Origin of the sequence: Bacillus sp. 3255 (assembly GCF_031456485.1) — a bacterium.
In the GTDB taxonomy this organism is placed as follows: Bacteria; Bacillota; Bacilli; order Paenibacillales; family NBRC-103111; genus Paenibacillus_E.
Genome location: NZ_JAVDUS010000011.1, coordinates 224,281 through 248,847, shown reverse-complemented (window position 1 = coordinate 248,847; position 24,567 = coordinate 224,281). Strand labels below are relative to the sequence as shown.

The following is a 24,567-nucleotide window of genomic DNA, read 5'->3' as shown; positions in this document are numbered from 1 at the left end:
TTCCCGTTTTTACTCATCTACTCTTCCTACGCTAAGGAGTAAGTAACCAGGAAACAAACTCTTCTCCTTAACTGATAGTCCCTCAAACCAGTCCCCAATCCATTTTTTCATAGGCTGTGCATCCGGAATAAAATCAAGAAAATCCAAACTATTCATAAACCCAATATCCGTCTCTTCCAATAAGGTAATTCCGCTTTCATCAAATTCTTTTTTTAAGGTCATTACAGGCTCTTCGGCGCCATACATCCAAGTGCCGTTACTTTCAGAGAAAGCTTTACCCACACGGTAAGGCAAGCATTTAGCATTAGGAACAAATACCAGAACAATCCCTCCTGGTTTCGTAACTCTAGCCATCTCCTTCAAAATTTTCACTTTCTCATTAAAAGGAAAGTGCTCCAACACCCCTGCATTCCAGGTGATATCAAAATCCCCATCAGAAACATCCATGTTACGGACATCGGATTGCACAAAACTTCCCGTTGCATCTATGTTTCGAAATGCTTCGCGGCTATTGTTTAGAGCCTTCTCTGAATAATCCACTAGCGTCACATCAGCGCCTTCTTTTGCAAAACGCAAAGAAATTTTCCCTGTACCCGAGCCGGTCTCGATAAAGCTTTTACCTTTTACTCCTCCTTCAACGCGCTCAACAATGGCTTCAAAAATGATTTGACTCAAAGAGTCCCACTCATACGAAACATTTCCTGACCACAGTTGGTCCCACACCTCTTTTTGTTGTATATCCGACATGTTTTCATCCGCTCTTTTCATTAAGGGAATTTCGATAGACTCTTGAATGCAGTGAAGCTTCGCTAATTTCTTAATTCCGTAAGCCCCATATTGATTAAATAACCCCTCTTCATTCAAAGAGAAATCCAAATGTTTATCAGCTAATGACATCCGTTGAGCCATTGTGGCATGATAAACCCACGATTGAAGATTGCATTTGGGTTTCCAGTTCATCCGGGTTCCCATATAATAATGATAACTTAAGAGCAAGCTATCATCTTCGTAGCCCTGTTTGCCTTTTAAAAACTTGATATCGTATCCCCCAACCTCATGTAATACCTTCACTTTATGAATAACTGGATGAACAAAACCTTCATAAATTTCATCTCGAGCCAACCCCTCCAATAATAAACACAAATCCGATAAATGTGCAGGAACTTCTATATGTCCTCCAATTGGCTGCATATCCCCAACTTTCGTCACAATTCCCGGTGAAATCATAGGCTCGTCGGAATGATCCAAATAATCAAGTAGCGGCATGAACCAATTTTTAGGAAAGACCATATCCACATGGATTTCAGACAAATAATCAACATTCGGGTAATGTTTCCAAATGTACTCGAAACAAATTTGCCTTGCATGGGCAATACCTATATTCTCACCTTCACCAAGAATAACAGCCGGGATATCTAATGATGATAAAATGGCTTTCCACTCGCTATTTTTCATACAACCTTGGTTATAAATGACGACAAGTTGATTCTTTGAACCGCGAAGACTTTCTAAACAAGCTAAAGCCATAGTTAAGTCATCATTTATAGATTCACCTCGAATCCATAAAGGTAATGTATGAATGATATCCAGATTCCGCTTCTTTTCTCTTTCGACCCAAGCAACCAAATTTGGATTCACATCCAAAATGGATTCATATTGTTCCCTAGAGCCATATGTCCCTTCAGGGTCGAGCTGCACATATCTCTGATATTTCGCCAATCGGTACTTAAATTTAGACCATCCTAAATGTTTCACTCGAAGCTCCGACAATCTGTGGGGAAGTTCGAAAACGTTTTCCGGGAACCTCCCACAATGCAGTGGGGTTTCTTTCCATTTATAATCGAAGTCTTTACGGTAACGCAATAAAAATGGGCGATAGGCGAAATGTGATTGCCACATAACGTCTTCTCTATAATGGATTTCATCCCAGAAGTCATAAAGCCTGAAACAAAATACATCAGCATCCTGCTGCTGTAAAAGATGATGTATTTCTGTAGCAAACCGATGCTCAAACATTTCATCAGCATCCAGATTTAATATCCAATCCGGTTCAGTTGCTAGAGTTTCTAGCCACTGCTGCTTCCGTAAATTGATTTCATTGTGAAACTTTGAATGTTCATTCCTTACCAATCGAACAGGGATACCTTTCAAAGTTTCAAGGCAAACACTGACCGTATCATCGGTACTTCCATCATCGATGATGACAGCTGCATCTATATATTGCCGGTGCTCCTGAAGCACTTCTTTTAAAAATCTATTGCTTTCGTTTTTGACCACCATGGAAAGGGTTAATTTGTTTCGCATTTTGAGACTCCCCCCAGATTCTTGGAAGAAGTGCTCTACACCGTCTAAATCACTTTCTCGATAAATATGGTAAGCAGGGTAATGTGTGTCCACATATAAAGAAAAGCCCAGCGCAGCGGCTCGAATGCAGAAATGACGGTCCTCCCCCCAGAAGGAAACATTGTTAATCGGTTTAAAATTCACACCTGACAGAAGGGCACGGCGACTAATAAGCGTACAAGCCCCTAAACCACCTACCTCATAAACACCAGGTACCTTCAGTTGTGAAATAAATCGATCGGATCTAATCACGATTTCCGCCTCGCTCAATACCTCACCACGCTGTTGTTCCCACAGTGTATACTCGTCACGTAACCATACTTGAGGTTGGAGCTTAGAATCCGGCTGCCACGATGTCCAAAAGATTTCCGAAACGATATCCTTTTCAGTTTGGATGAGACATTCCAACGTATCTATATGAAGAAGTAAATCAGAATCAATCAAAAATAAATAATCGTATTCCTCATTAATTGCATGTTGAATGATCCGGTTTTTAAAATCTGCAACCTTCCATATCAGCTTTTCGTTCCAATGATGTGTAGTTTCATTTTGCTCGTAGTTGTCTCGCTGATTTGAACGGTAGATCGTCACTTTTTTATTCGCACACGAAAACCGCTGCAGCATCTCACTAGCGAGACCATCTACGTTATCATCAATGAAGAAGAAACCTAATTCCACATCTCGATGTTTTAACCGAATCAGAGAGGTTAAAAATTCGGATAGTATATTTGGCTTTTGATGGACAGGACTTCCGATGAGCACTCGTTTCATTTTCTTAAACACGCCCTGTCTCCCCTTTGCCACTGGATTCTCGACCTAATTTGGACTCTAAGTATGACTTGTTTTGGATAATACGCTTATCATTTGGCCGGTAACGACGCGCAGCTTCATTCTGCTGATATGCTAACTCGTATTTGCCAATTCTGTCGTAGCACACACATAACTGTAAGTGAGGTAGCCATGTAGAGTATACTGGGTTTACCACTCCCCAGGTTTCATTAGAAAGTTCCATTTGGGTTGCTAGTGTGTACCAGAAGATGGATGATTGTATGTCATTTTGGTCCAAAAAGTGGTACCCTATTCGACAACAAAACTCAGCACGTGGGGGGCCAAATTGAAACGATCTTAAAGAAGAGTGAAACTCGTTCTGGTGATCTCCGAGTTTATGGAAGGCATCCGCAAGTTTCCCACAAGCTGAGATATTGTCTTCTACCCAGCCCTTTCCGGTGGCTAAAAACTTTTCATAATAGCTAATCGCCTCTTCGAATCTCCGATGATCTAAAAGTTCATTTGCAAAGTAATACAAATCCCTTGGTGAAAATTGTTCACCATGGCTTAAACGATTTTCATATATGCGGAGATTTCTATCGTTATCATGATGAAGGCTACTGTGCGTAACGGCTATATCGCTATTTATAATGACCCCCCACACTTCCAGATACTCATGTACAGCACCAATCCATTGGAAATGATTGCTTCTTTTTACTAATCGATTACGTCTTAAGCTGGTGGTCAATTCACCAAATTCATCGAATGCTAGATGATAATTCATCGTAACTGAATCAATACTTGGTGCAAGTGTCTCCTTTAGAGCAGCAAACATAATGCGATCTTTTTCCATCAGAATGTCATCCGCATCTAACCAAAAAATATATTGCATACTCGCTTGATTAAATGCATAATTACGGGCAGCTGCAAAATCATCAACCCAAACAAAATCGTAAATTCGTTCCGTGTATTTTCGCACAATGGCTTTCGTTTGATCGTTAGATCCGGTATCTACAATAATAATTTCATCTACAATATCACAAACGGAATTTAGGCATCTCTCGATGCTATCCTCTTCGTTTTTAACAATCATACAAAGACTTACGGTAATCAATTGGCTCACCTCGTATTAGGTATATTCGCGAGGAAATTCCTATGTGAACAGGTTCTGGCGTTAAAATGATTAATAAAAAAGAAATGCTCAACTGCGAGGCCACTGAAGAACCTGTAGTTTTTCTGAGCATCCTATAAGATACGCATAAAAAAATGACCATCATCCCCAGTATTTGGGGTGATGGTCGTTCTTTCATTAGCTATAAGGGCCTTTTTAGTCGGCTTCAGGTAAATTTATGTCAAATGACCAAAATGGGAAAATATGGTAACCCCCCAAGGAATTTAGGAGGGTTATTTGCCATCATGAGCGCTAACGATCCGTTTTATATCTTCCTACTTCGGTTATTTTCCTTCATTAACTCAAGGTAGCCGGCTCTGAGTTAAAGGATTCCTTCGTAAAGATGCCAAACCCTGTGATGGACTCTAATTCTTTCAAAACTGAAGGCTGTACCTTGGTTGGATCCGTCATGCTGTTGTTGGCCCACACCCACATCCAAGTGTTGCTTTTACTTGACCATGAACCAATAAAAACGACGCTAAATTCAAGCATTACTTTACCATCATTTTTAAATTGAATTTTGCTTGACTTCTGGTCATTAAGTGTTCATAACAAAATTCCAAGTATTCATCGAACTGGCTATCTGTCATCGACATAAACTACACCATACTTTCATAGCCGATTTGTTATATTAATAGTTCGCCCATTGCTCGCAAACTCCTTTGATCAATCAGGGTTATTAGGAAACTGCCTCTTAATCACCGATTGCATAATACAAATCGATACCGCGATGGAAATAAAAATGAAGCTGAGTCTTCCAAGAGCTTCAGTCCGAATACCAGCACCCATGCCCGGGAAGAACTCCATCCGCCTCTGGCAGCGGATTAAACTCCGGGAAACATGACTTTTGGCATAGAGCATGTAAACTTTCACCAAAAATCATGATCGTTCTTATGTGAATATCTATCTTTTCGCAGATTTGCCTCCTTCCTTTTCTTGATAGCATAAAGGTGAAAGAAAAAACAAAACGAGGAGCTATTAAAATGAAAAATATTAAAACCATCAATTGGATTCTTGCGGGCATTGTTGCTGTATACTTCTTCATATCTGCTTTTTCAGATTTGTCTCATGCTTCCCAAGCTGTAGAGATTGTCAAGAAGTTGGGTTATCCGGAGTACTTTTTGAACATACTTGGAATCGCAAAATTTCTGGGAATTATCGCGTTGCTTGTTCCAAAATTTAATACATTAAAAGAGTGGGCGTATGCCGGTTTTACTTTCGATGCCATCTCGGCTGTCTGGTCAAACATTGCCAGCCACTACCCTTCGGAAAGCATTGCAGGTGTAATAGCGATTGTAATTCTTATTCCCTCCTACATAATGTTCCGCAAGCTGAACGGAATCCGTGTGCAACCCGCCAACAAACAGTCGTCCTTATGAGAGAAACAAGACAAGTAGAGGCCAATATTGCTCGATATGTTGGCACGGCTCAACAAGCTAGAAAGCATATCTCAAAAACACCCATTTTCTTAAAGAAGAAAATGGGTGCTTGGTTTCGTCAAGTTACGGCGCACTTACGAGCTGCCACTGCTGTATTGCTGACATAATTCAGCCTTTTTCAATAGGTTGCCATACCTTACTCTTTGATGCTATTTATCCGAACAGGCCCTATAAGTCCGCTCGGTTCCTGCTGCGCGAAGGCCGATAAGAAATCATGCTGATCTTTCGCGAGCGTATTCGTTACTTCAATGACTAACTTGTTTGTGCCCCTCCGAATTAGGCCATTGATCTCCAAGCGGTAAGGCGGACAGATGCGTACTCCCGCTTGCACGCCGTTTAGCCAGACTTCCGCTGTTTCATAAACCTCGCCCAAATCTAAAAGAATATCGTTTGTTGTTTCATTCCACTCAAATTCCGTTTCATAACGAAAGGTGCCCGTAAATCGAGGCAGGCCATCAGGCTTGCTCAAATTCGTTAAAGACGTCAAGGTCCCCCATTCTTTGAAATGAGGATAATGTTCAGCCTCAGCGGTGGCTACGGTCCATTCTCCCTTCAGCTGAAATTCCGAACCTGTCTTGTACTGCGGGAACGCAGCAAATTCTGCAAGAGCCGCTCCATGAAGCAGGACGATGGATTCATACGGATGAAGCTCAAGCTGCACCGTTGTCGCATCTCCCTCCCTGATTGTATGCAGAAGAGTCAATTGATTCAGGAAAGCATTATAGGCATAAACATCGCCTTCGATGGGTAAAATAATCTCTGTGCGTACTATTTGATGCGTGTGTTCGTTAAAAAACATAAATACATCCAAACCGTCATGCACATAATGATAGTTCCGCAGATACGGTTCGTGTTGGCCCACTTTAATATCATAATGTCCGTCAGCATGAAGTTCTTCCGCCAGTTTGTCTAAAGCTACAACCTTTACATGCTGGTGATCGGCAAGACGAGACAGTTCGCTGGAAACCTCTCTCCCCTCGCTGGCTCGAAACGGCATTCCATCAACAAATCGTATGGCTAGTCCTTGGTCGGCAAGAAGGTTCAAACGCCGAATCATCTCCTCCGGAAGCGCTTCTGCATAGGGCACGATCAGGCAATCGTATGCCTCCAGATTTACATGAAGCTTGCCGTCTTTTACGAATGCCGCTTTTAGAAGAGTATCAACGGGAACCACTTCACAATCGATCTGACGTTGCATCAATTTCTTTACGGGCTTCTGAAATAACATCGCTTCCCCCGACCATTCGGCTTCGGCATGATACATAACAGCCGCAGTCGCCACATGGCTTCCGCCTGAAATCAGATGACTAATCCGATTCATATACCGGTTTAAATGCTTGTAGTATCGATATTGCGGATTTTTCCCGTTAGCATACAGATGCGGAGGACAATCCGGATCGAGAGCTTTCTGGGTAAACGCATGTGGGACGAAATAGTTGACTCCACGGACCAGCATATGGTCTGTAATCCATTTCATCAGCTTTAAGCCTTCCGCCCAGCCATAAGCCCCATACACTTCACACATCGTTCTTCCTTGTTTTTTGGGATCTATGTGTCCAAGCGATACGCCAAGCTTTGCGAGACCGTAGTGGAAAAATTCGCTGTCTGTATCTCCACCCGGCTTGCTGTAAGACAATTCATCGAACCCGGGGACGATTTGCCACAGTACCACGTCGAGGCCCGACATGTCTTGTCCCCACATCGAACGGAAGAAGTGGCCGGGGCCGGGCCCAAGCCTTGCATGTACGTTGTTGTCTTCGAGCACATGTCCGATATATGCTACCCCTCGTGCCCTGCACCATTCTCCGATTTGATTGCAGAAATTATCCTCGTAGAGCTTGCTGACGGTATTCATATAGGTATAACGTATGATATTGGACCTTTCTCCATCATGCCAAAGAAGATAAAGGTGCTTACGGTAGTCCTCACCCAGCGCCTCCTCAAGCAGAGTCGGCATTTCGCTGCTCCATGGCAGCGGCACCGCTTTTTTACCAGGCTTCGAATGGAAGTCAAAGGTAGTCTTATCATTGTAAAATCCGGGCTCATCCGAAAAGAATCCGGCAAATGTCTCCCCAAAATCATCCTTATATCGAGTATAAACCGCCTCATAAACCGTATCGAGCAGGATACGAACGGAATCACGATCCAACGGGTTCAGATAATCCTCCTGTTGCTGGCTGCCGCCCCCCTTATTTTCGGAAATAATAAATACTCGCCAATACCCTTCAGGTATATCCCAATAAAGAATCCCGTCTTGTACAAAGTCAGTGATATCTACACTTTCACTGAGTAGTACGCCATCAGACGGATTTCGACGGACCGCAACAACGGAAATCAGCTTATTGATGCCACTCGCGTATCGGCTATGCGAGAAGGTAGGTCGAAGCCCACTCATCAGCAGGGTATCCAGCAGCAAAGAGGTACCTTGGGCAGGACCAACGGTATCGATATAACGCTCACCCAAAAACTTGCGATGAAGCTCTTCCGGAGCATCTTTCACCTTCCCTGCAGCATGTCCCGTCGGAAAATGATCGTCATCCAACAGCCATACTTTCATGCGGCGCTTTCGAGCTTCGTCCATAATGATGTCCATATCCGTCCACCATTTCGGACCGAGGAAATCCGGATGAGGCCGCGCCTCGACGCAAACGGCACCAATGCCGGCTTCATGAACACGGGCAATCTCTTCCCTAATTACCTGCTCCTCCTCACCATGCTGCCATAGAAAAGGAAGGATATAATTATGTTCTTGACCATCAAGTACTTCCCTAAGTCGATTGCTCATGCTAGCCTCCTATTATTGAAATATCCGCCCGTCTTCGAATCGAAGCAAGGCGGATATTTTTTGATTCATCGATTATTTTTTTAATTTCGCATACCATTCTCTCGCGCGCTTCGTTGCTTCTTCGCCGCCTGACTTGTTCCATTTGTCTACAAATTCATCGAATTTGCTGATCGGGTACTGCCCCGTAATAATCTTGCTGGCGTATTCGATATACAGGGTGCGATTTTTGATGTCCGGGAAGCCCTCATAGATGGTGGCCGGCAAGCCATCACCGGCAATAGGTTTGGCGTATTTCTGAGCTTCTTGCATGTTTTTGACGGTTTGATCAATCTCCCACATAGTGTCTGCCGATGCGGTACTCTTCAGAATGTCCATTGTAAAGTCAAGTGTCGCCAGACTTGATGACGTATTAAACAGCCCAATATTCTCTTGGGTGCTCTTGTCCTCCGGAAGCTTGACGGCTTTTCCATCTTTCATCGTATAGTGCATTCCTTCTACACCAAGGTAAAGATCCTTCCAAATCTTCTTATCGTACATATTGTTAAGCAGCTTTAAAGTAGCCATCAGTTTCGTCTGGTCCTTGTTGTTCTTAACAACCCATTGTGGATCAATCCTTCTCTTCTGCGTATAAAAGCCCTTAAATCCTTGGACTTCTGGCACGGGAAGTATAGAGAACTGGCCCTTCACACCAGTGTTCTTTTGCAATGCATCCAAGTTAAGATTAAGTGTCTCCACCCATTGAAAGTAGTTCCCAGCCTTGTCCGCGTTAACTTTGCCCTCCCACTTGGACTTGTCGTTCAGAAGTGTTTCCTTGTCCAATAATCCGTCTTTATACAATTTTGCAGCGAATTCCAAAGCAGCCTTCATATTCGGCGTTACCGCAGAATAAGTCAGTTTACCGTCGTACAAGTCCCAATCCGGATAACCTTCGAGCATGGCTACGCCGTACATAGCAAACAGATGGTCCATCCATCGCGCCTCTTGACGCCCGCCGGTCGGTTGCTCATCCTTCTGTCCGTTTCCATTGGGATCTTTATCCCGAAAAGCCTCAAGTACTTTGACATATTCCTCTTGTGTCTTTGGCATCTGTAAGCCCAGCTTATCCAGCCAATCCTGACGAATCATGCCAGCGTATCTTCCGTAGTCTACGACTAAAGGAATATAATAAACTTTCCCCTGACCAGTAGGGTCATTGGCTTTGACGACATTCCAAACATCTTGTGGAATAGCTTGCCACACATTCGGCGCATATTTGGGCAGTAGGTCGGTCAGATCGGCGATAGCCCCGTTTTGAGCCAAGGTGCTTTCTGTGCCCCCATAAGGTAGAAACAAATCAGGCGTTTCGCCGGCTGCGATCTTCAGGTTCAACTGGTTTAAGTAGTTTGTGCCTCCCCCCCATTCCACATACGGGTTAATCACGCCAACTCCAAGCTTCTGCTTAAGAAATTCATACGTCTTGCTGTCTTTGGTGATCGGTTTAAAACCGACATTGGTTCCCCATACTTCAATATCAACAGACTCATTCCCACTAGTGGTTTGGTTCTGAACGGAAGAAGACGGACTTGCTGATGAGTTCGCATTCCCGCTACACCCTGCAGCAGTAATCGCAAGGGCGCCTACCACTGACAATAACCCCATCTTTTTAATATTCATGTATGATTTCCCCCTCAAAATAATATGTTTAAGGCTGTTTGCCTATAAACCGGTAATGACGTTTCACCCTTTTACAGAACCAACCATGGCTCCTTTAACAAAGTACTTCTGCAAGAAAGGATATACCAAAACAACTGGAATAATAGCAAAGATAACCGTCGCAGCTCTCAATGTACGTTCGTTATAGTTCAAATCCCCTATTGTAACGGGCCCCGCCATAATCACGTTATCGTCGGTGATGAACTGCCGGATCTTGATCTGCAGCGGGAACCAATCCGGATTTTGCAAGAAGAAGAGCGGGTGTTGGAACTGATTCCATAACACGACACCGTAAAATAGCGCGAGTGTCGCCAGTACCGCTTTGGACAGCGGAATAACGAATTGGAACAACATTCGGAAGTATCCACTGCCCTCAAGGAAAGCGGCCTCCTCCAATTCCTTAGGAAATTGCTTAAAGAAAGTTCTCATGATGATCAAATTAAATGGATTCAATATGTGCGGTACGATCAAGACCAGCGGGTTATTATAAAGCCCGATGCCCCGGACCGTCAGAAAGTAAGGAACAATAGGCGCCTTGAAAATCATCGCGACCACCACTCCGATCATAATGACGGGTCCCCAGCTGAACTCCGTCTTCGATAACGGGTACGCTAGCAAAGCGGTCATCAGCAACGCAAGCATCGTGCCGATTACCGTCGAACCGAGCGTTAAGAAGAACGCCTTCCATAGGTCGGGACGATCGATCATATGTCCCCAGGAGGCTAACGTAAATTGCTTCGGCCAAATCGTTACCAGATTCATATCGACAGCGCTCTTGGAGCTAAACGATGTAGAGATCACGGACAGCAGCGGTATGAGAGCAATGATTGACAACAGGATGAGAATAATCGTTATGGCTGCGCCGAATGCTTTTTCCCCTCTCGATTCAAACATGTCTACCAGAGCCCCCCATCCGAAAACTTCTTCGATAGCTTATTGAAGATGAATACAAGAATAAAACCGATCACCGATTGAAACAGGCCTACCGCGGTAGCGAAGCTATACTGAGCCTGCTGAATGCCTGCTCGGAACACATACGTATCGATGATATCTCCAACGTTGTAAGTCATCGGCGTGAGAAGATTAAAAACTTGATCGAAGCCTAGATCCATGAAGTTACCGATCTCCAATAAGAATAGAACCAGCACGGTAGGCAGCAGAAGAGGTAACGTAACGTGTCGAATTTGTTTGAACTTGGACGCGCCGTCAATCATAGCTGATTCATAAAGCTGAGGGTCGATAGAGCTGATCGCGGCCATATATACCACGGTGCCCCAACCTGCATCTCTCCAAACAGATGTAATCACGTAGATAGGCCTGAAGTATGCGCTTTCCTGCATGGCAAGCACAGGATCAACACCAAACCACCCCATAACAATATTGAACAATCCACTGGTAGAAAAGATGTCGAAGACGATGCCTGCAACAATCACCCAAGACAAAAAGTGCGGAATGTAGAGTGCAGTCTGGATTCCTTTCTTCAGCGCAGATCTTCGAATTTCATTGATCATCAGCGCCAACAGAACCGGCACTGGGAAGACCATAACAATCTTAAGAAATCCTAGCATCAGTGTGTTGCCAAACACCCGGACGAAGTCGGGGTGGTGAAGCAGGGTCTTAAAATGTTTGAGTCCTACCCATGGACTATCAATAAAACCTTTGAAAACCGAATAATCCTTAAAGGCGATAACGGCACCTGCCAAGGGTATATATTTAAAAATTAAGAGAAAAATCACCCCCGGAATCGCCATGACATACAGCGGCCAATATACCTTCATTCGATGTAAAGCCATTGCTTTCAACTTGTTCCCCCCAGTATCTAGTTGCTGAATTCGCTTACACAGTTACTATACATTCTGGTGGAAAAGCTCTCAACGGGTCAAAAATGTGTAAAAACAGGTCATTTTTAAGGTCCACTTAATAACCACTCCTCTTGGAGTGTCCAGATTGCCCATTTGACCCCAAGATTATCCAGATAATGAGCGTTGGCATTTTTAATGACAAATAAAAAGATTGCTACTATTCGGCTTTCTAGCCGATGGTTGCAATCTTTACATGTTTTAAGCGATGGTTGTCATCTGCATAGACATTTATATTTTAGGAAGATTTTTACGGTATTCACTCGGTTTGCACCCTGTCAGCCTCTCAAACAATCGGGCAAAATGCTGTGAATCGGAGTAGCCTACCATATGACTGATCTCGTACACTTTCAAATCGGTATTCTCAAGCAATTCTTTCGCTTTGTCGATACGAATCCCCGCCAAAAAATTCACATAAGTATCCCCCGTTTTTTGTTTGAAAAACTGGCTTAAATAATGGGGACTGATGAAAAATCTTGCGGCCAAATCGGCAAGGCTGATCGGCTCATTGTAATGAGTCGAAACGTATTCCTTAATCTCGGCGATGATGATCTTTTTCTTAGGAATATTATGCTTCAATTTGAACGAAATTATTCCCCGGATCACCTCTACCATCCATTCCTCCAAATGCTCCAGCGTCCGAAACCGCGAGATGCCCTCTAAAGACAGGATATGGCGGCTGAGGAAATCGTTTTGCTGCAGCTGCTGGAAAGACATCTTGCGTACGCTCGATAAAAGGATGTTTAAGCAATGAAGTTGGAGATCTGCCGGACTTATGTCAGCCTGCGCTTCCATCCGACGAAAAACCTCTCGGATAATGTCCACGCAACCCACTTCGTCCATGTTTTCGAGACAAGCCTCCAGTTTGGCTATCATCTCTTCAGGAACAAAGTGACTCCGTCCAGTCAGAGTCACGATCTCTTGAAACGGGATCACGGCACCGGCTCCCTTGACAATTTTGTAGCTTAATGCATGACGTGCTTCATCAAAGGATAGGCCGACTTCGAATGCCTGCTTCTTAGGCGCACCAATTCCTACGGTCATAGATAGGTTTAACTCCTGGTATACTTTTGCCTTCATAACCGATATCGCCCGGATCAGTTCTTCGTACTTGATGGATCCCTCATGAGCAAGCACCACGGCCACCTGAGCTCCTGTGTAACGAAACCGGTACACTTTTCGGTATTGACTCAAGGCACTATCTATTTGATAAAAGACGGGTTGAAGTCCAAATTCCTTCAAGGCATCCACATTACCGTCAAATTCAAGCAAGAAACAAGCAAAGCTTGTTCCTTCCGTTGGGATTTGAGCAATCTGAAGAAGCTCTTCCACAAGGTCCGTAAGATCGCTTCCGAGATCAAGAATGTCCCGCAATGCGTTCTCCTGTATCCGGCTGTGAACCTCTTGCTTCAAATCGTCAACCTCTCGAAGCTTCTCCCTCTCCCTATGAATCGACTCCATAACCTGATGAACGCAGTCACGCAGCTGCTTCTCATTAACAGGTTTGTTAATATAGAATTGCACGCCGAGCTGCATGCCTCTTCGAGCGTACTCAAAATCGGCATATCCGCTTAAGATAATGAATTTAGTCAGGCTGCCCGCGTCCTTCAACATTTTGATCATGTCGAGACCGTCTGCTTGCGGCATTCGAATATCCGTAATGACAATATCCGGCTGCAGTTTTTGAATGAATTGGAACCCTTCCAAACCGTTATAAGCCGCACCAACAACCTCGACTTCCGGAATAGAGCGACCGATCATTTTTTTGAGCCCGTTTACAATGCCTTTCTCATCATCCACCAAGATCAATCTCATCCCACAGCACCTCATTTCTATTTTCGCACCCTACATCCCCCTGAATCTTGGGGATTAAAATCTCAACCATCGTTCCGCGGTCAACGCCAGAACGAATCGTCAAATAATATCGATCTCCATATTGAAGTTTTATGCGTTCAGCGATATTTTTGAGGCCTAACCCTTGACTTCCTGGCTCATCGATCTCCCCGAGCTTGTATTTGTCCGACTGTGCATTCTCTAGAGAAGTCAACAGCTGGGCTTGCTTGTGTAAAGACATACCGCTCCCGTCGTCTGTAATCCGGATAAGGATATCCCATTCTTCGGTCCAGACACCCTCAATGTCAATATGCATTTGCCGACTGTAGTCCAGGAATCCATGATTGATGCTATTCTCCACAATAGGCTGAATGACGAGGGGGATGATATGGCAATTCAGCATCTCCTCGGGCACTCTGATGTTCAGTTGAAACATATTGTCAAATCGGATATTTTGAAGCTGCAAATAATTAGCCGTATATTCCAATTCATGCTTCACCGAATGGTGGCTGCCTTCCTTGCCTAAAGCAAGCCGAAACATGCTGGCCAAAATCGCTATCATATCGGCTGCTTCTTCGTCATCATTGACCAGCGCTCTCATACGAATCGATTCGAGCGTATTGTAAAGCATATGCGGGTTGATCTGATTCTGGAGCGCAATGAATTTGGCTTGGCGCTGTTTGATCTCCGCGATATAAACGTCTTTAATCAAGGAGCGAATCGTTAAAATCATATTGTTGTAACTGTGTACCAGACTTCCGATCTCGTCACCCGCCTGCTCTTTCTCTATGGGCACATATTGGCCTGCTTCCGCCTGCTTCATGCTTCTACGTAGCGCTTTTATAGGTCTTGTGATCGTAAAGCTTAATCCAAATGAGATGAGCGTTAGGATCAGACTGCTCAATAGAATGACGATCACGGTCATTCCTTTGATCTGGTTAATTTTCTGCAGCAGCTTTGCGCGCGGGATCTCCGTTTTAATTAACAAATTTCCATGATCGGTACTTCCGGATAAAATAATCCGATCTTCGACTCCATTATTCTTGAAGTCTTCGAAGCCGGGTTCGAGAACCTGCTTCCATGACAACTGGCCGCTGGCCGCACCGGAATGATAAACGATTTCTCCTTGACGATTACTTATGATGACACTCATCCCATATTTATCCCGGGCCAAGACGAATTCGTGATCAAGCTGCAGCAATGCGAATGGATCCAAGTCAATGAGAAGGAGGCCCGCATACGCTCCTCCCGAGCTGTACAACACCCTTCCTACCGTCACGACGGCTCCTGATCCTTTATCCTCATAATAGGATCGGTCATGCAACCCGGTAATAAAAAACGGCTCGGCTGAATTGCGAAGTTGCTTGTACCACTCCTGGGATAATAGTGCTTCCCTATTCACTCTGCTCGTTGCCGTCGTATATTGATAGACGCTGTCATCTCGGCTGACCAGCATCACGGTACTGATTTCCGATTTGAGCAAGGTAACCCTCATCAGCATGCTCTGAACAGCAACACTTTGGTTAACCAACTCGTTCATGGATAAACTTTGTTTATCTCCGAGACTGTAAATCAATTTGTTATCGACCAGAACCGACTTCGTGACCTTATCATATTCTTTCACAAAGTCATTCAAGGAAGTTTTAATTTGTGACGTGTACAAAGCAGCGAATTCTTGTGAGGAATTCTCCAGACTAGCTGCCGATTGGTGAAATATAATGGCGCTTACACAGAGGAGAGGGAGTAGACAAGCAAGAAGATAGCCTGCCATTAGTTTGTTTTGGAACTTCATATTCCTTATTATTAAAATTGCCCGTCGTCTCCAACTATTTCCCATCCTATTCGACCCTTCCTTTGCTGCGTCTTCTCTTGTTATTGTACATATCTAGAAGTAACGACGCTACCGAAGAAACTTATGTAAAAGGTGGATAATCATTTGTTCCTGAGTTTCAATACAGATATAAAGCAGCACCTTTTGTATTCGCTTACACAAAATATACTTTAATACTCTTTATATATCAAAGGGGCATTTGTACGTTTCTGCCCCGTCATTTTTATGATTTTTTCGATTTTATCTTAAAAATGACTATGGAAAAACGTAAAAAAGACCTGTTGAGGTTTCTATTGAAAGTAATATATTGTTAATTGTAAGCGGATACAAACGCTCATGTTCAAATCCTTCATGCCTGCATAACTAAAAGGAGGGGGGTGATACAAAATGAGGAAGAGTTAAGTTCTCTGGCTAGATTCATTGTAATTTGGGATAGAATCACTAAATTGGAGGCGAAACTATGAAAAAAGGTCTGATTTTCATTTTAACTATTCTGTGTCTTTTGTTGTCAATGGTAACACCGGTATTTGCTTCAGATGGAGTCTCCGACACTGCTAGATCGGAAACCAGCAATGCTGAAATCGGAAGAATAAACATAAGCACCATCCCCTTACCATCTTTTGCAAATAAAAACCTTTCTGGCACCTATACATACTCTGGAAAAGTACTCGTGTCTTATAAAACAGATAACGATCTCAACATATCCGATTTTTATAATATGGCTGTTCTCAACGATGATGGAACTGATTTCCAAGTTATATATTCTGGTGTAATACCGACAAAGCGCATCCGATATATGCCATTTCAGGATAATAAACGAGTCTTATTGGGTGATTATGTACTGGAGTGCATACCTAATATTGACAAATGCAACAAAACCAACCTAATCCCCATCATTTACCCTTCGGCCATTACAGATAATCCAGAAACCTATTGGTCAGAAATAATTATTGCACCTGACAACAAACATATGAGTTGGACTATACTCATGCCTGGTTGGAATGCTGCATCCCTTATTGGTGTCTTGGAACGTAAAAAGGATAATTATGTTCTCGAAAACGTGCAAATCATTAGTTCTGTGCAAAGTTTTAAAAATGACCCGAATAATCCGGGATTTATTATTCCACTTGCAGTGCGAGGTGGTGAAGTTAAACAATTTGTAAATGGAGGAAATGCAATATCCATTGCAGGAGCAAGGGATTTTAGTACAACGGATTCGATTTTGCAGGATTTGAATACAGGGAATGTTAATCAAATCACAAGAACACCTGGATATGATGAAACAACTATATTCTCTCCAGATGAACGTTTGGGAATCGTAATGAGCACGAGATTTTCAAAACATACAGACCCCGCCATATTTGGACTCTTGCCACGGCCGTACGGCGTAAAGACCTCCGCTGTTCCTAACGGGATTCTATACCAATATGCAGTAGATGGTATACGCAAGTTCAGGCATGGCAACATTGGACCGGTATTAATTGATATTAACCGTTCAATGCAACAACCGGGATATCAAGGAGTACAACTCACAACTGATGAAAATTGGGTGTACTACTCCCCAATGTCTTGGCATCCGGACGGAAAACGTGCCATGTGGGGGGAGGGTTTTAGGGGGAGTAACGATTTACAAATGAGGCTTCAGAAAGTGGATCTTCTGGATTATAAGCCAGGGAAGCCTATACCTATTAAAAAAACGACTGATAACATTCCTTATGGCATCAAAGACCTGTCTGTATTAAATTCTAATGATTCCCCTGTAGAAGGGAAAATTGCAGGAAAACATTCTGGATATATTTCTATACTTAATCATAGTTCCCCGAATTTCACAGGATATTCAGACACACAGTATGTAAACTTTAGTGATGATGGCGTCAATTTCTACAATGGGTACGAGAAGGCAAATTATAATTATTTAGGTGAAAGCCGATATGAAGCGAACATTCAATTGACCGGCGAAAAGCAGGGGGTAATGAATTTTAGGGCAACCTTCGGAGTAGCTTTTGGATCCAATCCTGCTAAGCTGTTATTTGGACCAGATGTTGACGGCAAGCCTAAGAGTTACGGATATGCTACCTATAACGGCGTCACGTTAAATATCGAGGACTTGTACGAATAGGACAAATAGGGCGCCTACAGTTTAGCCTATGATCAATGTCCTCATTTTTGATCGCTATTTTTCATGCCCCTTTGTCTATGATGGCAAAACTTAGCTGGCTTTCATACGACTATGGAGCTCTGCTTCCTTAATTAATAAAAATATAATAGGCGTTCACCCAATAGAGTGAACGCCTAATTTTACTTTCGCTAGTTTCTACTAGGAGGAACAGCATTATCAAGGATATATTAAATGAAGAAAGGAGTCCCAAACTCATCTATGACTTTGGGACAGCCACATTCTGGTTTATTGCCGCTATGTGCCAAGATGCTCCACATGGCTGTTACCGCCTCCGCTATTTTTCCGCTCGCGTTCCAGCATGTCCAAATACGTATGTCCGGCATTTAGTACTTCAATAATGCGATCGACATCGTAAACGCTCCCCCGCCACGTCCCCCCGCTTGCCGCTTGCAGCGCTGCCCATAGACGAGTATCATCCGGCAGCTTAGGATCAGGCGAGAGCTCAGGGTGGGACGAACGTTTGGCCAGTATGGCAGCTCCCTCCTCAGGACTAAAGCGCTCTTCTCCTTGACCGATAAAGTGGACGGTTCCTTCCAGCCGGGTTATATCGATTTTCACTTCTAGTAAATCCCCGTTACACAGCTTTCCGATCGGTCCGCCCGCCAGCGCTTCAGGACCTATATGGCCAATGCATGCCCCCGTCGATACGCCGGAAAACCGGGCATCCGTAAGCAATGTGACATATTTGCCGAAGGGCAGATGTTTTAATGCCGAGGTAAGCTGATACGTCTCTTCCATGCCTGTACCGGACGGCCCTCTGCCGATTAGCACCATAATATCGCCTTCGGAAATGCGGCCGTCTTTTATCGCTTTAACTGCCGATTTCTCCATTGTAAATACTTTCGCGCGTCCGGTATGGTGGTATACACCGTCTTCTCCTACAACTTCAGGGTCAATGGCGGTCGATTTAATGACTGAGCCCTCAGGAGCAATATTTCCGATAGGAAATGTCACTGTGGACGTAAGCCCCCTGCTCTTGGCCTTGGCTGAGCTCATAATAATATCATCCGCATCAATACCGTCCGTTTCCTTCAAATGCCGGCGTATCTGATGACGCCGCTCCGAGGATTCCCACCAATCCAAGAGGACGCCGAGGCTCTCGCCAGCCACCGTTGTCACCGATTCATCAAGCAGCCCCAGCTTCCTTAAGTGAAGCATGACTTCCGGCACGCCTCCAGCCATAAATACGCGAACCGTCGGGTGATATTCCGGACCGTTCGGCAGCACGCTTACGAGGCGCGGCACACTTTTGTTGATTCGGTTCCAATCGGTCACGTCCGGGATGCGGCATTTTGCCGCATGGGCAACTGCCGGGATGTGAAGCAGCAAATTGGTTGAACCGCCAAACGCAGCATGAACGACCATTGCGTTGTTGATGGCCGCATCGGTTAGGATATGGCTCATATGGATGCCTTTCGCCTGCATCCAATAGATGGCTCTCGCGGACTGTCTGGCGATATTGCGCCAGAGCGCCTGCCCTGACGGGGCCAGCGCTGAATGCGGTAAAGACATGCCAAGCGCCTCCGCCACGACCTGCGCGGTCGCTGCCGTTCCAAGGAACTGACAGCCGCCGCCTGGGGTGGCGCAGGTACGGCAGCCCATATCCGCCGCTTCCTGCAGCGAAATCTGCCCTTGCGAATAGCGGGCGCCAATCGTTTGAATCTTGGCGGCATCTTCACCGTTGGTGGGGGGCAAAGTTACACCCCCAGGGACGATAATGCCCGGCAAATCATGAATACCGGCAAGAGCGATCATGGTAGCAGGAAGCCCTTTGTCGCAAGTCGCGATGCCGATCACACCGCTGCGTGTCGGCAAGGATCGCACGAGCCTCCGGTACACGATAGCGGCATCGTTGCGATACGGCAGCGAATCGAACATCCCCGTCGTGCCTTGCGAACGCCCGTCGCAAGGATCGCTCACATAGCCTGCGAACGGAACTCCGCCAAGTTCGGTAATCTCTAGCGCCGCCTCTTTCGTGAGAAGACCGACTTCCCAGTGGCCGGTATGATATCCAAGGGCGATAGGCGTACCGTCCTCTGCGCGTAAACCGCCTTGTGTGCTGAGAATGAGCACTTGCTTCCCGTTCAAACGGTCCGGCTGCCAACCCATGCCGACGTTCTGGCTCAAGCCGAACAAATCGCCGCTCGGCCAGTTGAGCAGCATGTCGCTCGTCAACGGCAGCGAGCCTTGGGGACCCGCTGCATGGGTTTGCAATCGGTAGCTTTCGTGATCTTCCTGACCCATAATATATGTCCATGCATCACTCAACGCAATCCCCCCTCGCTCAACGCATTATTTCCAACAAACAATCGTCTCGCCCGTTAACGCATCGGATTGCGGGCCGCACAGGAACATGACGATATCCGACATATCCTCAGGTTGGGCAACTTTCTGCAAGCGCGAGCGGTCATCTTGCTCTGTGACCGTTCGCGTCGCCAGAAAACGAGCCGTGTAGGTCGGAGCTGGAGATATACAGTTAACGTTCACGTCGTACGGCCGCAGCTGCTCAGCTAAACTGCGCGTATATTGCGAGATGCCCATTTTGGCTGCTGCATAAATGATCCCCTCGCGAACGGGAAGATGACCGGCAATCGAGCCAACGTTCACAATTTTACCGCAGCGGCGTTCACGCATATGGAGACCTGCGAATTTACACGCATACATGGTTGACAGTAAATTACGATCTACGACGGAACGAATATCCTCCACAGAAATATCCAACGCATCATTGGGATCCGGACGCGGCGTACGCATGCCGATGTCTCCCCCGGCATTGTTCACTAAAATATCCAGCGAGCCGAGCGCTGCAATAGATTGCTCTATGAGCGCTTTGACTTGCTCCGGATCGGACAATTCCGCCGCGATAAAGTGTGCCTTCACGCCATGCTTAGAAGCGATTTCCTGCGCTACGGCACTGCCGGACGGCGCCTCATTAAAGCGCGCCGCTGCCGCTTCATTCACATCATGAATAATGACATTAGCGCCCGCACGCGCTAAATCAACAGCGTATTGCCTTCCAAGACCTCTGCTGGAACCGGTTACAAGAGCATTTTTACCTGTCAGATCGATCCATGTCATCCTGATCACCTCATGGGATTAGTGCGTTATGCATAACGCTTGATGATGCTCGATAAATAAGTCATGCCGGCATTCAATTCTTCCAACTCGTATGCGGCGATGACATCAGCCGGTGCGCCCTTCTCGAAAGGTGTTTGCCAATCCCCATTATTTCTCGCATGATTCTTGACAAACCGCAGCAGGCCAGTGAGCTGACGTGCCGAACGTTCCGGGTATTCGTTCCAGAAATCTTCCTGCAGCACACGTACATGCCTCGCTTCCAAAGCACCGTGTTCGACCGACATCGTAACCTGCGGATTCACTTCGTCAAAAATTCCCAGCAATTCGGGAAAGTTGATAACCCCTTGCCCTAACGGCTTCCGCACTAAGCGGTATCCTTCTTCGGAGGAATAAATGGCATATTCCTTGAGATGGACATTCTTCACATAGGGGGCTACCCGGCGAAAAAATTCGACCGGCTCCTCGGCCGTGGCCAGCGGATTGCCTGTATCGAGCGTGATGCCAAATTTCTTCGAACTGATGTTTTCGCATAACCAAAGCAATTCCTCAGAAGCCAAATCCTGGTGGTTCTCCACAGCCAAATTAGCGCCTGCCGGGTTTGCCGAATCCATCACTTCCTGTAAAGAACGAAGGATAGATTGCAAGAAAGGCTGCCAGGAGCCAACCATATGTCTGCGGTCCCCGCCGAACTTCGCCCCGCCCACAACCGTTCTCACCGTAAGGGCGCCAACCCGGTCAGCCATCTGCAGCGCATCCTTGAGGTGGCCGGGATCAAATCCTCCGGTGGCAACGTTTATGAACAGCCCTTTGTCACGTGCATATTCGGCCGCTTCGTCGGCATCGGTGCTTTGCAAAATATCATACGGAATTTCGCTGCCCTGAAGCCCGTATGACTCGGCCATCTGCAGCAGCTCTTTCGCCGTAATGCGTTTCCGGTCAGCTGCCGGGTGAATGCCCATCGCATAAACAGTTCCGTAAGCCGTAAGTCCGAATCTCATATGCATATGCCTCCTTTTGGATCCTTATTCAGATGTCCAACCGCCGTCAATCACGATCGCCGAGCCCGTCATGAAGCTGGACAGATCTGAGGCCAGATATACCATCAGCCCTGTTAACTCCTTAGGCTCCCCCCAACGCTTGATTGGCAGGTGATCCAAGAAAAATCGATTTGCTTCCGGATTGTTAATGACAGCTTGGTTGATGTCCGTAGCAAAAGGCCCCGGGCAAACGGCGTTGGCCGTTATGTTATGCTCAGCCCACTCAAGCGCCATGACCTTCGTCAATTGGATCAATCCGCCTTTGCTGGAGCAATAAGCGGACCGTTCAGGGAGGGCCACCGTCCCCAGCATGGAGGCAATATTTATAATTCTTCCGAATTTTTGTTTGATCATTTGCGGAACGACCGCTTTGGCGCACAAAAAAGGCGCTTTCAAATTCGTCGTCTGAACAAGATCCCAGCTCTGTTCGTCATAATCGAGAATCGGTTTGCGCACATTAACTCCGGCATTATTAATCAAAATATCCAAACGCCCGAAGGTGTTCACGATTGTGTGAGTTATAGCTTCCATTTGCCGAAAGTCCGTCACATCTGCGGCAAGCCCCAGCGTGTCTCTGCCTGTTTCCTTGCGAATCGCATCCGCTGCCGATTGCGCTTTGCGCTCATCCCGGCTTGTCACAACGACACTTGCGCCTGCATCCGCTAACGCACGAGAGAACTCCAGCCCAAGTCCCTGGCAGCCGCCAGTAATGAGTGCAACCTTCCCATTCAGCTTGAAATCACTCATAGGTTTATACATCCCCCTCACATACGTATTTCTTCTCGTTTTTAATTATAATCACGCGGGGATTGAGACTGAATGGAATATTTTTGGGCACATCCGTAAATTTTTTTGAATCCATACAATAAGAAAAACCCTTGCCTTCCTCCTGGAAGTTAAGGGCTTTGTTCGTCATGGTTGAATGATTTTGCTTGGGACGATTTGAAACTTCTTTTTGAAGCACTTGCTAAAATAGTAGGGATCCGAGTAGCCTACGCTTTGCGAGACGTCGACAATTTTAAGCGAGACCAGCCCTTCGGGCGGCACATCTCTCAGCATCTCCATAGCGCGATCCAGCCGCAAATCGGATAAATATTCCGTAAACGATTTTCCTGTTTCCTTTTTGAAAATATGGCTTAGATAGCTCGGGTTGGCGCATATACTGCGAGCTGCTTGCTGTAACGTCAACGACTCCTCGGCAAAGTGCTCTTCAATATACGCAATGGCTTTACTTACGATATCGGAACCTTTGAAATTCGCCAAATAGTTATCCAGCTCTGTAAACACAATTTGTTTAAAAAAGAGCTGGAGCCACTGCTGCAACCCGGAGATGGTTTCCAGGCTATGCATCTGCCTAAACAACGGATGACGGTCCGTCATCCATCCGCTCGGCAGCGTGCCCCCACGTTCCAGAATGACGGCGCTGCCGAGCGAAACACACTCCATCAAGACGAATACAGCGATCTCTTTGCTCGCCTGAATGATGACGAGTCTTGAACAAATCTTGTCGATTTTTTCGGCAATCGCTTCCCGATTCTTATTACGAATGGCCGTTATCCATTCCGTTCGATCTATTGGAAGAGAGAAGACGGCTTCTACCGGTTCTTCTTGATTTTGCGCGTATGTGATAACCCGGTTGCCGCCTTTCGTAAATTTATATTTTAAGACATACACCGCCTCCGAATACGAGAGGTGCACTTGGCTTAAACTTTCATACGTTTGCCCCAAAGCGAGCGTAACGCCAAGATGCATTCTTTGATCGATGAAGCTGCGGGCTTGGTCGCAAAGCTCAATTAACGCTTGGTCCTGAGCATGGCTGTGCCCGACCAACATTGCAATCTTTTTGTCCTCTCCGTCGATCACCGCGCAATAAATACCCGACGCTTCGAAGGTATCCTGTAAAATGTTCTTAACCACAAATCGCCACAGCTGCCGCTCTTGTTCCTTGGTATAACGTACATTTAGCTCATCGATTTCGACGACAAAGGCGGCATATCCTTGCGCATGCTGCGGAATGTCATAATACTGGGCATGCCGATACAGCGTCTCCGGACTGTCTGACGGCTCATAAAGCAGAAGTTGACGGACAAAATGGTCTCTTAACAAGGGTTTCGATCGTTCTACTTGTTCCTTCAGATCTTTAACGTTAAGAGAGGATTGCATGTCCTGTAAATGCTCTTGGCGAATTTCCGTTAAAGCTTGGCTAAGCTCATCTTCATCGACGGGCTTTAGCAAATAGTAAGACGCCCCTAACGTTATCGCAGCCTGTGCATACTCGAATATATCGTAGCTTGTTATAAATATCACTTTTGTCGCAATATGCGAAGATCTTAATGCTTCTACGAAATCTAATCCAGTCATGCCCGGCATGTTAATATCAGCGAGGATCAAATCATATTGCTCTTGTCGTGCAAGCTCCAGAGCTTGGGAACCGTTCTCTGCTTCTTGCTCGATGGTGTACCCGAGAGCCTCCCAATCAATCAAATTGATCAGAAGCTTACGGAAATAATATTCATCATCAACGATCAATACGCGTAATTTCGGGTTCATAG

General features: G+C 45.6%; 16 protein-coding genes and 1 pseudogene. 3 read left to right on the top strand and 14 right to left on the bottom strand.

The genetic code is table 11. From position 1 onward, the window contains the following. Positions 1-9 precede the first annotated feature (9 nt). From J2X61_RS18395 to J2X61_RS36395, 3 genes and pseudogenes are all read right to left on the bottom strand, one after another. On the bottom strand, positions 10-3,126 hold the full coding sequence (locus J2X61_RS18395) for a methyltransferase domain-containing protein (protein ID WP_310189612.1): 3,117 nt from the start codon (positions 3,124-3,126) through the stop codon (positions 10-12). Continuing rightward, a complete protein-coding gene (locus J2X61_RS18390; protein WP_396135464.1) occupies positions 3,119-4,204 on the bottom strand; it encodes a tetratricopeptide repeat-containing glycosyltransferase family 2 protein in 1,086 nt (361 codons plus the stop codon). Before J2X61_RS18390 ends, J2X61_RS18395 begins: the two co-directional genes overlap by 8 nt. Positions 4,205-4,579: 375 nt before the next feature. Next, positions 4,580-4,807 (bottom strand): annotated as a pseudogene (locus J2X61_RS36395) (DUF6882 domain-containing protein); the annotation flags it as partial. 458 nt (positions 4,808-5,265) lie between these two features. Here J2X61_RS36395 and J2X61_RS18385 point away from each other — a divergent pair. Both J2X61_RS18385 and J2X61_RS18380 read left to right on the top strand, forming a co-directional pair. After that, a complete protein-coding gene (locus J2X61_RS18385; RefSeq protein WP_274470469.1) occupies positions 5,266-5,661 on the top strand; it encodes a DoxX family protein in 396 nt (131 codons plus the stop codon). Further along, positions 5,658-5,828 (top strand): RidA family protein, encoded by a 171-nt coding sequence (locus tag J2X61_RS18380; RefSeq protein ID WP_310189610.1) that lies wholly within the window; start codon positions 5,658-5,660, stop codon positions 5,826-5,828. Before J2X61_RS18385 ends, J2X61_RS18380 begins: the two co-directional genes overlap by 4 nt. Positions 5,829-5,857: 29 nt before the next feature. Here the strand turns inward: J2X61_RS18380 and J2X61_RS18375 are convergent, their stop codons facing one another. The 6 genes from J2X61_RS18375 to J2X61_RS18350 all read right to left on the bottom strand — a co-directional run bounded on the left by J2X61_RS18375 (position 5,858) and on the right by J2X61_RS18350 (position 15,661). Further along, positions 5,858-8,506 carry a glycosylhydrolase-like jelly roll fold domain-containing protein gene (locus tag J2X61_RS18375; protein ID WP_310189608.1) on the bottom strand — a complete coding sequence of 883 codons (2,649 nt, stop codon included), beginning with the start codon at positions 8,504-8,506 and terminating at the stop codon, positions 5,858-5,860. Between the two features lie 72 nt (positions 8,507-8,578). Then, a complete protein-coding gene (locus tag J2X61_RS18370) occupies positions 8,579-10,159 on the bottom strand; it encodes a type 2 periplasmic-binding domain-containing protein (protein ID WP_274470472.1) in 1,581 nt (526 codons plus the stop codon). Positions 10,160-10,222: 63 nt separating this feature from the next. Further along, entirely contained in the window at positions 10,223-11,092 is an 870-nt protein-coding gene (locus tag J2X61_RS18365; RefSeq protein ID WP_310189606.1) for a carbohydrate ABC transporter permease, read from the bottom strand. Between the two features lie 2 nt (positions 11,093-11,094). Next, entirely contained in the window at positions 11,095-11,991 is an 897-nt protein-coding gene (locus tag J2X61_RS18360) for an ABC transporter permease (RefSeq protein WP_274470921.1), read from the bottom strand. 297 nt (positions 11,992-12,288) lie between these two features. Continuing rightward, complete coding sequence (locus J2X61_RS18355; protein WP_310189605.1) at positions 12,289-13,872, bottom strand: response regulator; 1,584 nt, start codon at positions 13,870-13,872, stop codon at positions 12,289-12,291. Continuing rightward, positions 13,850-15,661 (bottom strand): sensor histidine kinase, encoded by a 1,812-nt coding sequence (locus tag J2X61_RS18350; protein ID WP_310189604.1) that lies wholly within the window; start codon positions 15,659-15,661, stop codon positions 13,850-13,852. Before J2X61_RS18350 ends, J2X61_RS18355 begins: the two co-directional genes overlap by 23 nt. Before the next feature lie 520 nt (positions 15,662-16,181). On the opposite strand from J2X61_RS18350, the gene J2X61_RS18345 reads away from it, so the two are divergent. Next, on the top strand, positions 16,182-17,840 hold the full coding sequence (locus J2X61_RS18345; protein ID WP_310189602.1) for a hypothetical protein: 1,659 nt from the start codon (positions 16,182-16,184) through the stop codon (positions 17,838-17,840). 294 nt (positions 17,841-18,134) lie between these two features. Here the strand turns inward: J2X61_RS18345 and J2X61_RS18340 are convergent, their stop codons facing one another. The 5 genes from J2X61_RS18340 to J2X61_RS18320 form a co-directional block, all read right to left on the bottom strand. Continuing rightward, complete coding sequence (locus tag J2X61_RS18340; RefSeq protein ID WP_396135463.1) at positions 18,135-20,168, bottom strand: YjhG/YagF family D-xylonate dehydratase; 2,034 nt, start codon at positions 20,166-20,168, stop codon at positions 18,135-18,137. Between the two features lie 24 nt (positions 20,169-20,192). Then, positions 20,193-20,978: an SDR family NAD(P)-dependent oxidoreductase gene (locus tag J2X61_RS18335; protein WP_274470479.1), complete on the bottom strand. Its 786-nt coding sequence runs from the start codon at positions 20,976-20,978 to the stop codon at positions 20,193-20,195. Positions 20,979-21,004: 26 nt separating this feature from the next. Further along, positions 21,005-21,976, bottom strand: a complete 972-nt coding sequence (locus tag J2X61_RS18330) for a sugar phosphate isomerase/epimerase family protein (RefSeq protein ID WP_310189600.1) — start codon at positions 21,974-21,976, stop codon at positions 21,005-21,007. A 24-nt stretch (positions 21,977-22,000) separates the two neighbouring features. Next, on the bottom strand, positions 22,001-22,762 hold the full coding sequence (locus J2X61_RS18325; RefSeq protein ID WP_310189599.1) for an SDR family NAD(P)-dependent oxidoreductase: 762 nt from the start codon (positions 22,760-22,762) through the stop codon (positions 22,001-22,003). 165 nt (positions 22,763-22,927) lie between these two features. Beyond that, a complete protein-coding gene (locus tag J2X61_RS18320) occupies positions 22,928-24,565 on the bottom strand; it encodes a response regulator (RefSeq protein WP_310189598.1) in 1,638 nt (545 codons plus the stop codon). Between the last annotated feature and the right edge of the window lie 2 nt (positions 24,566-24,567).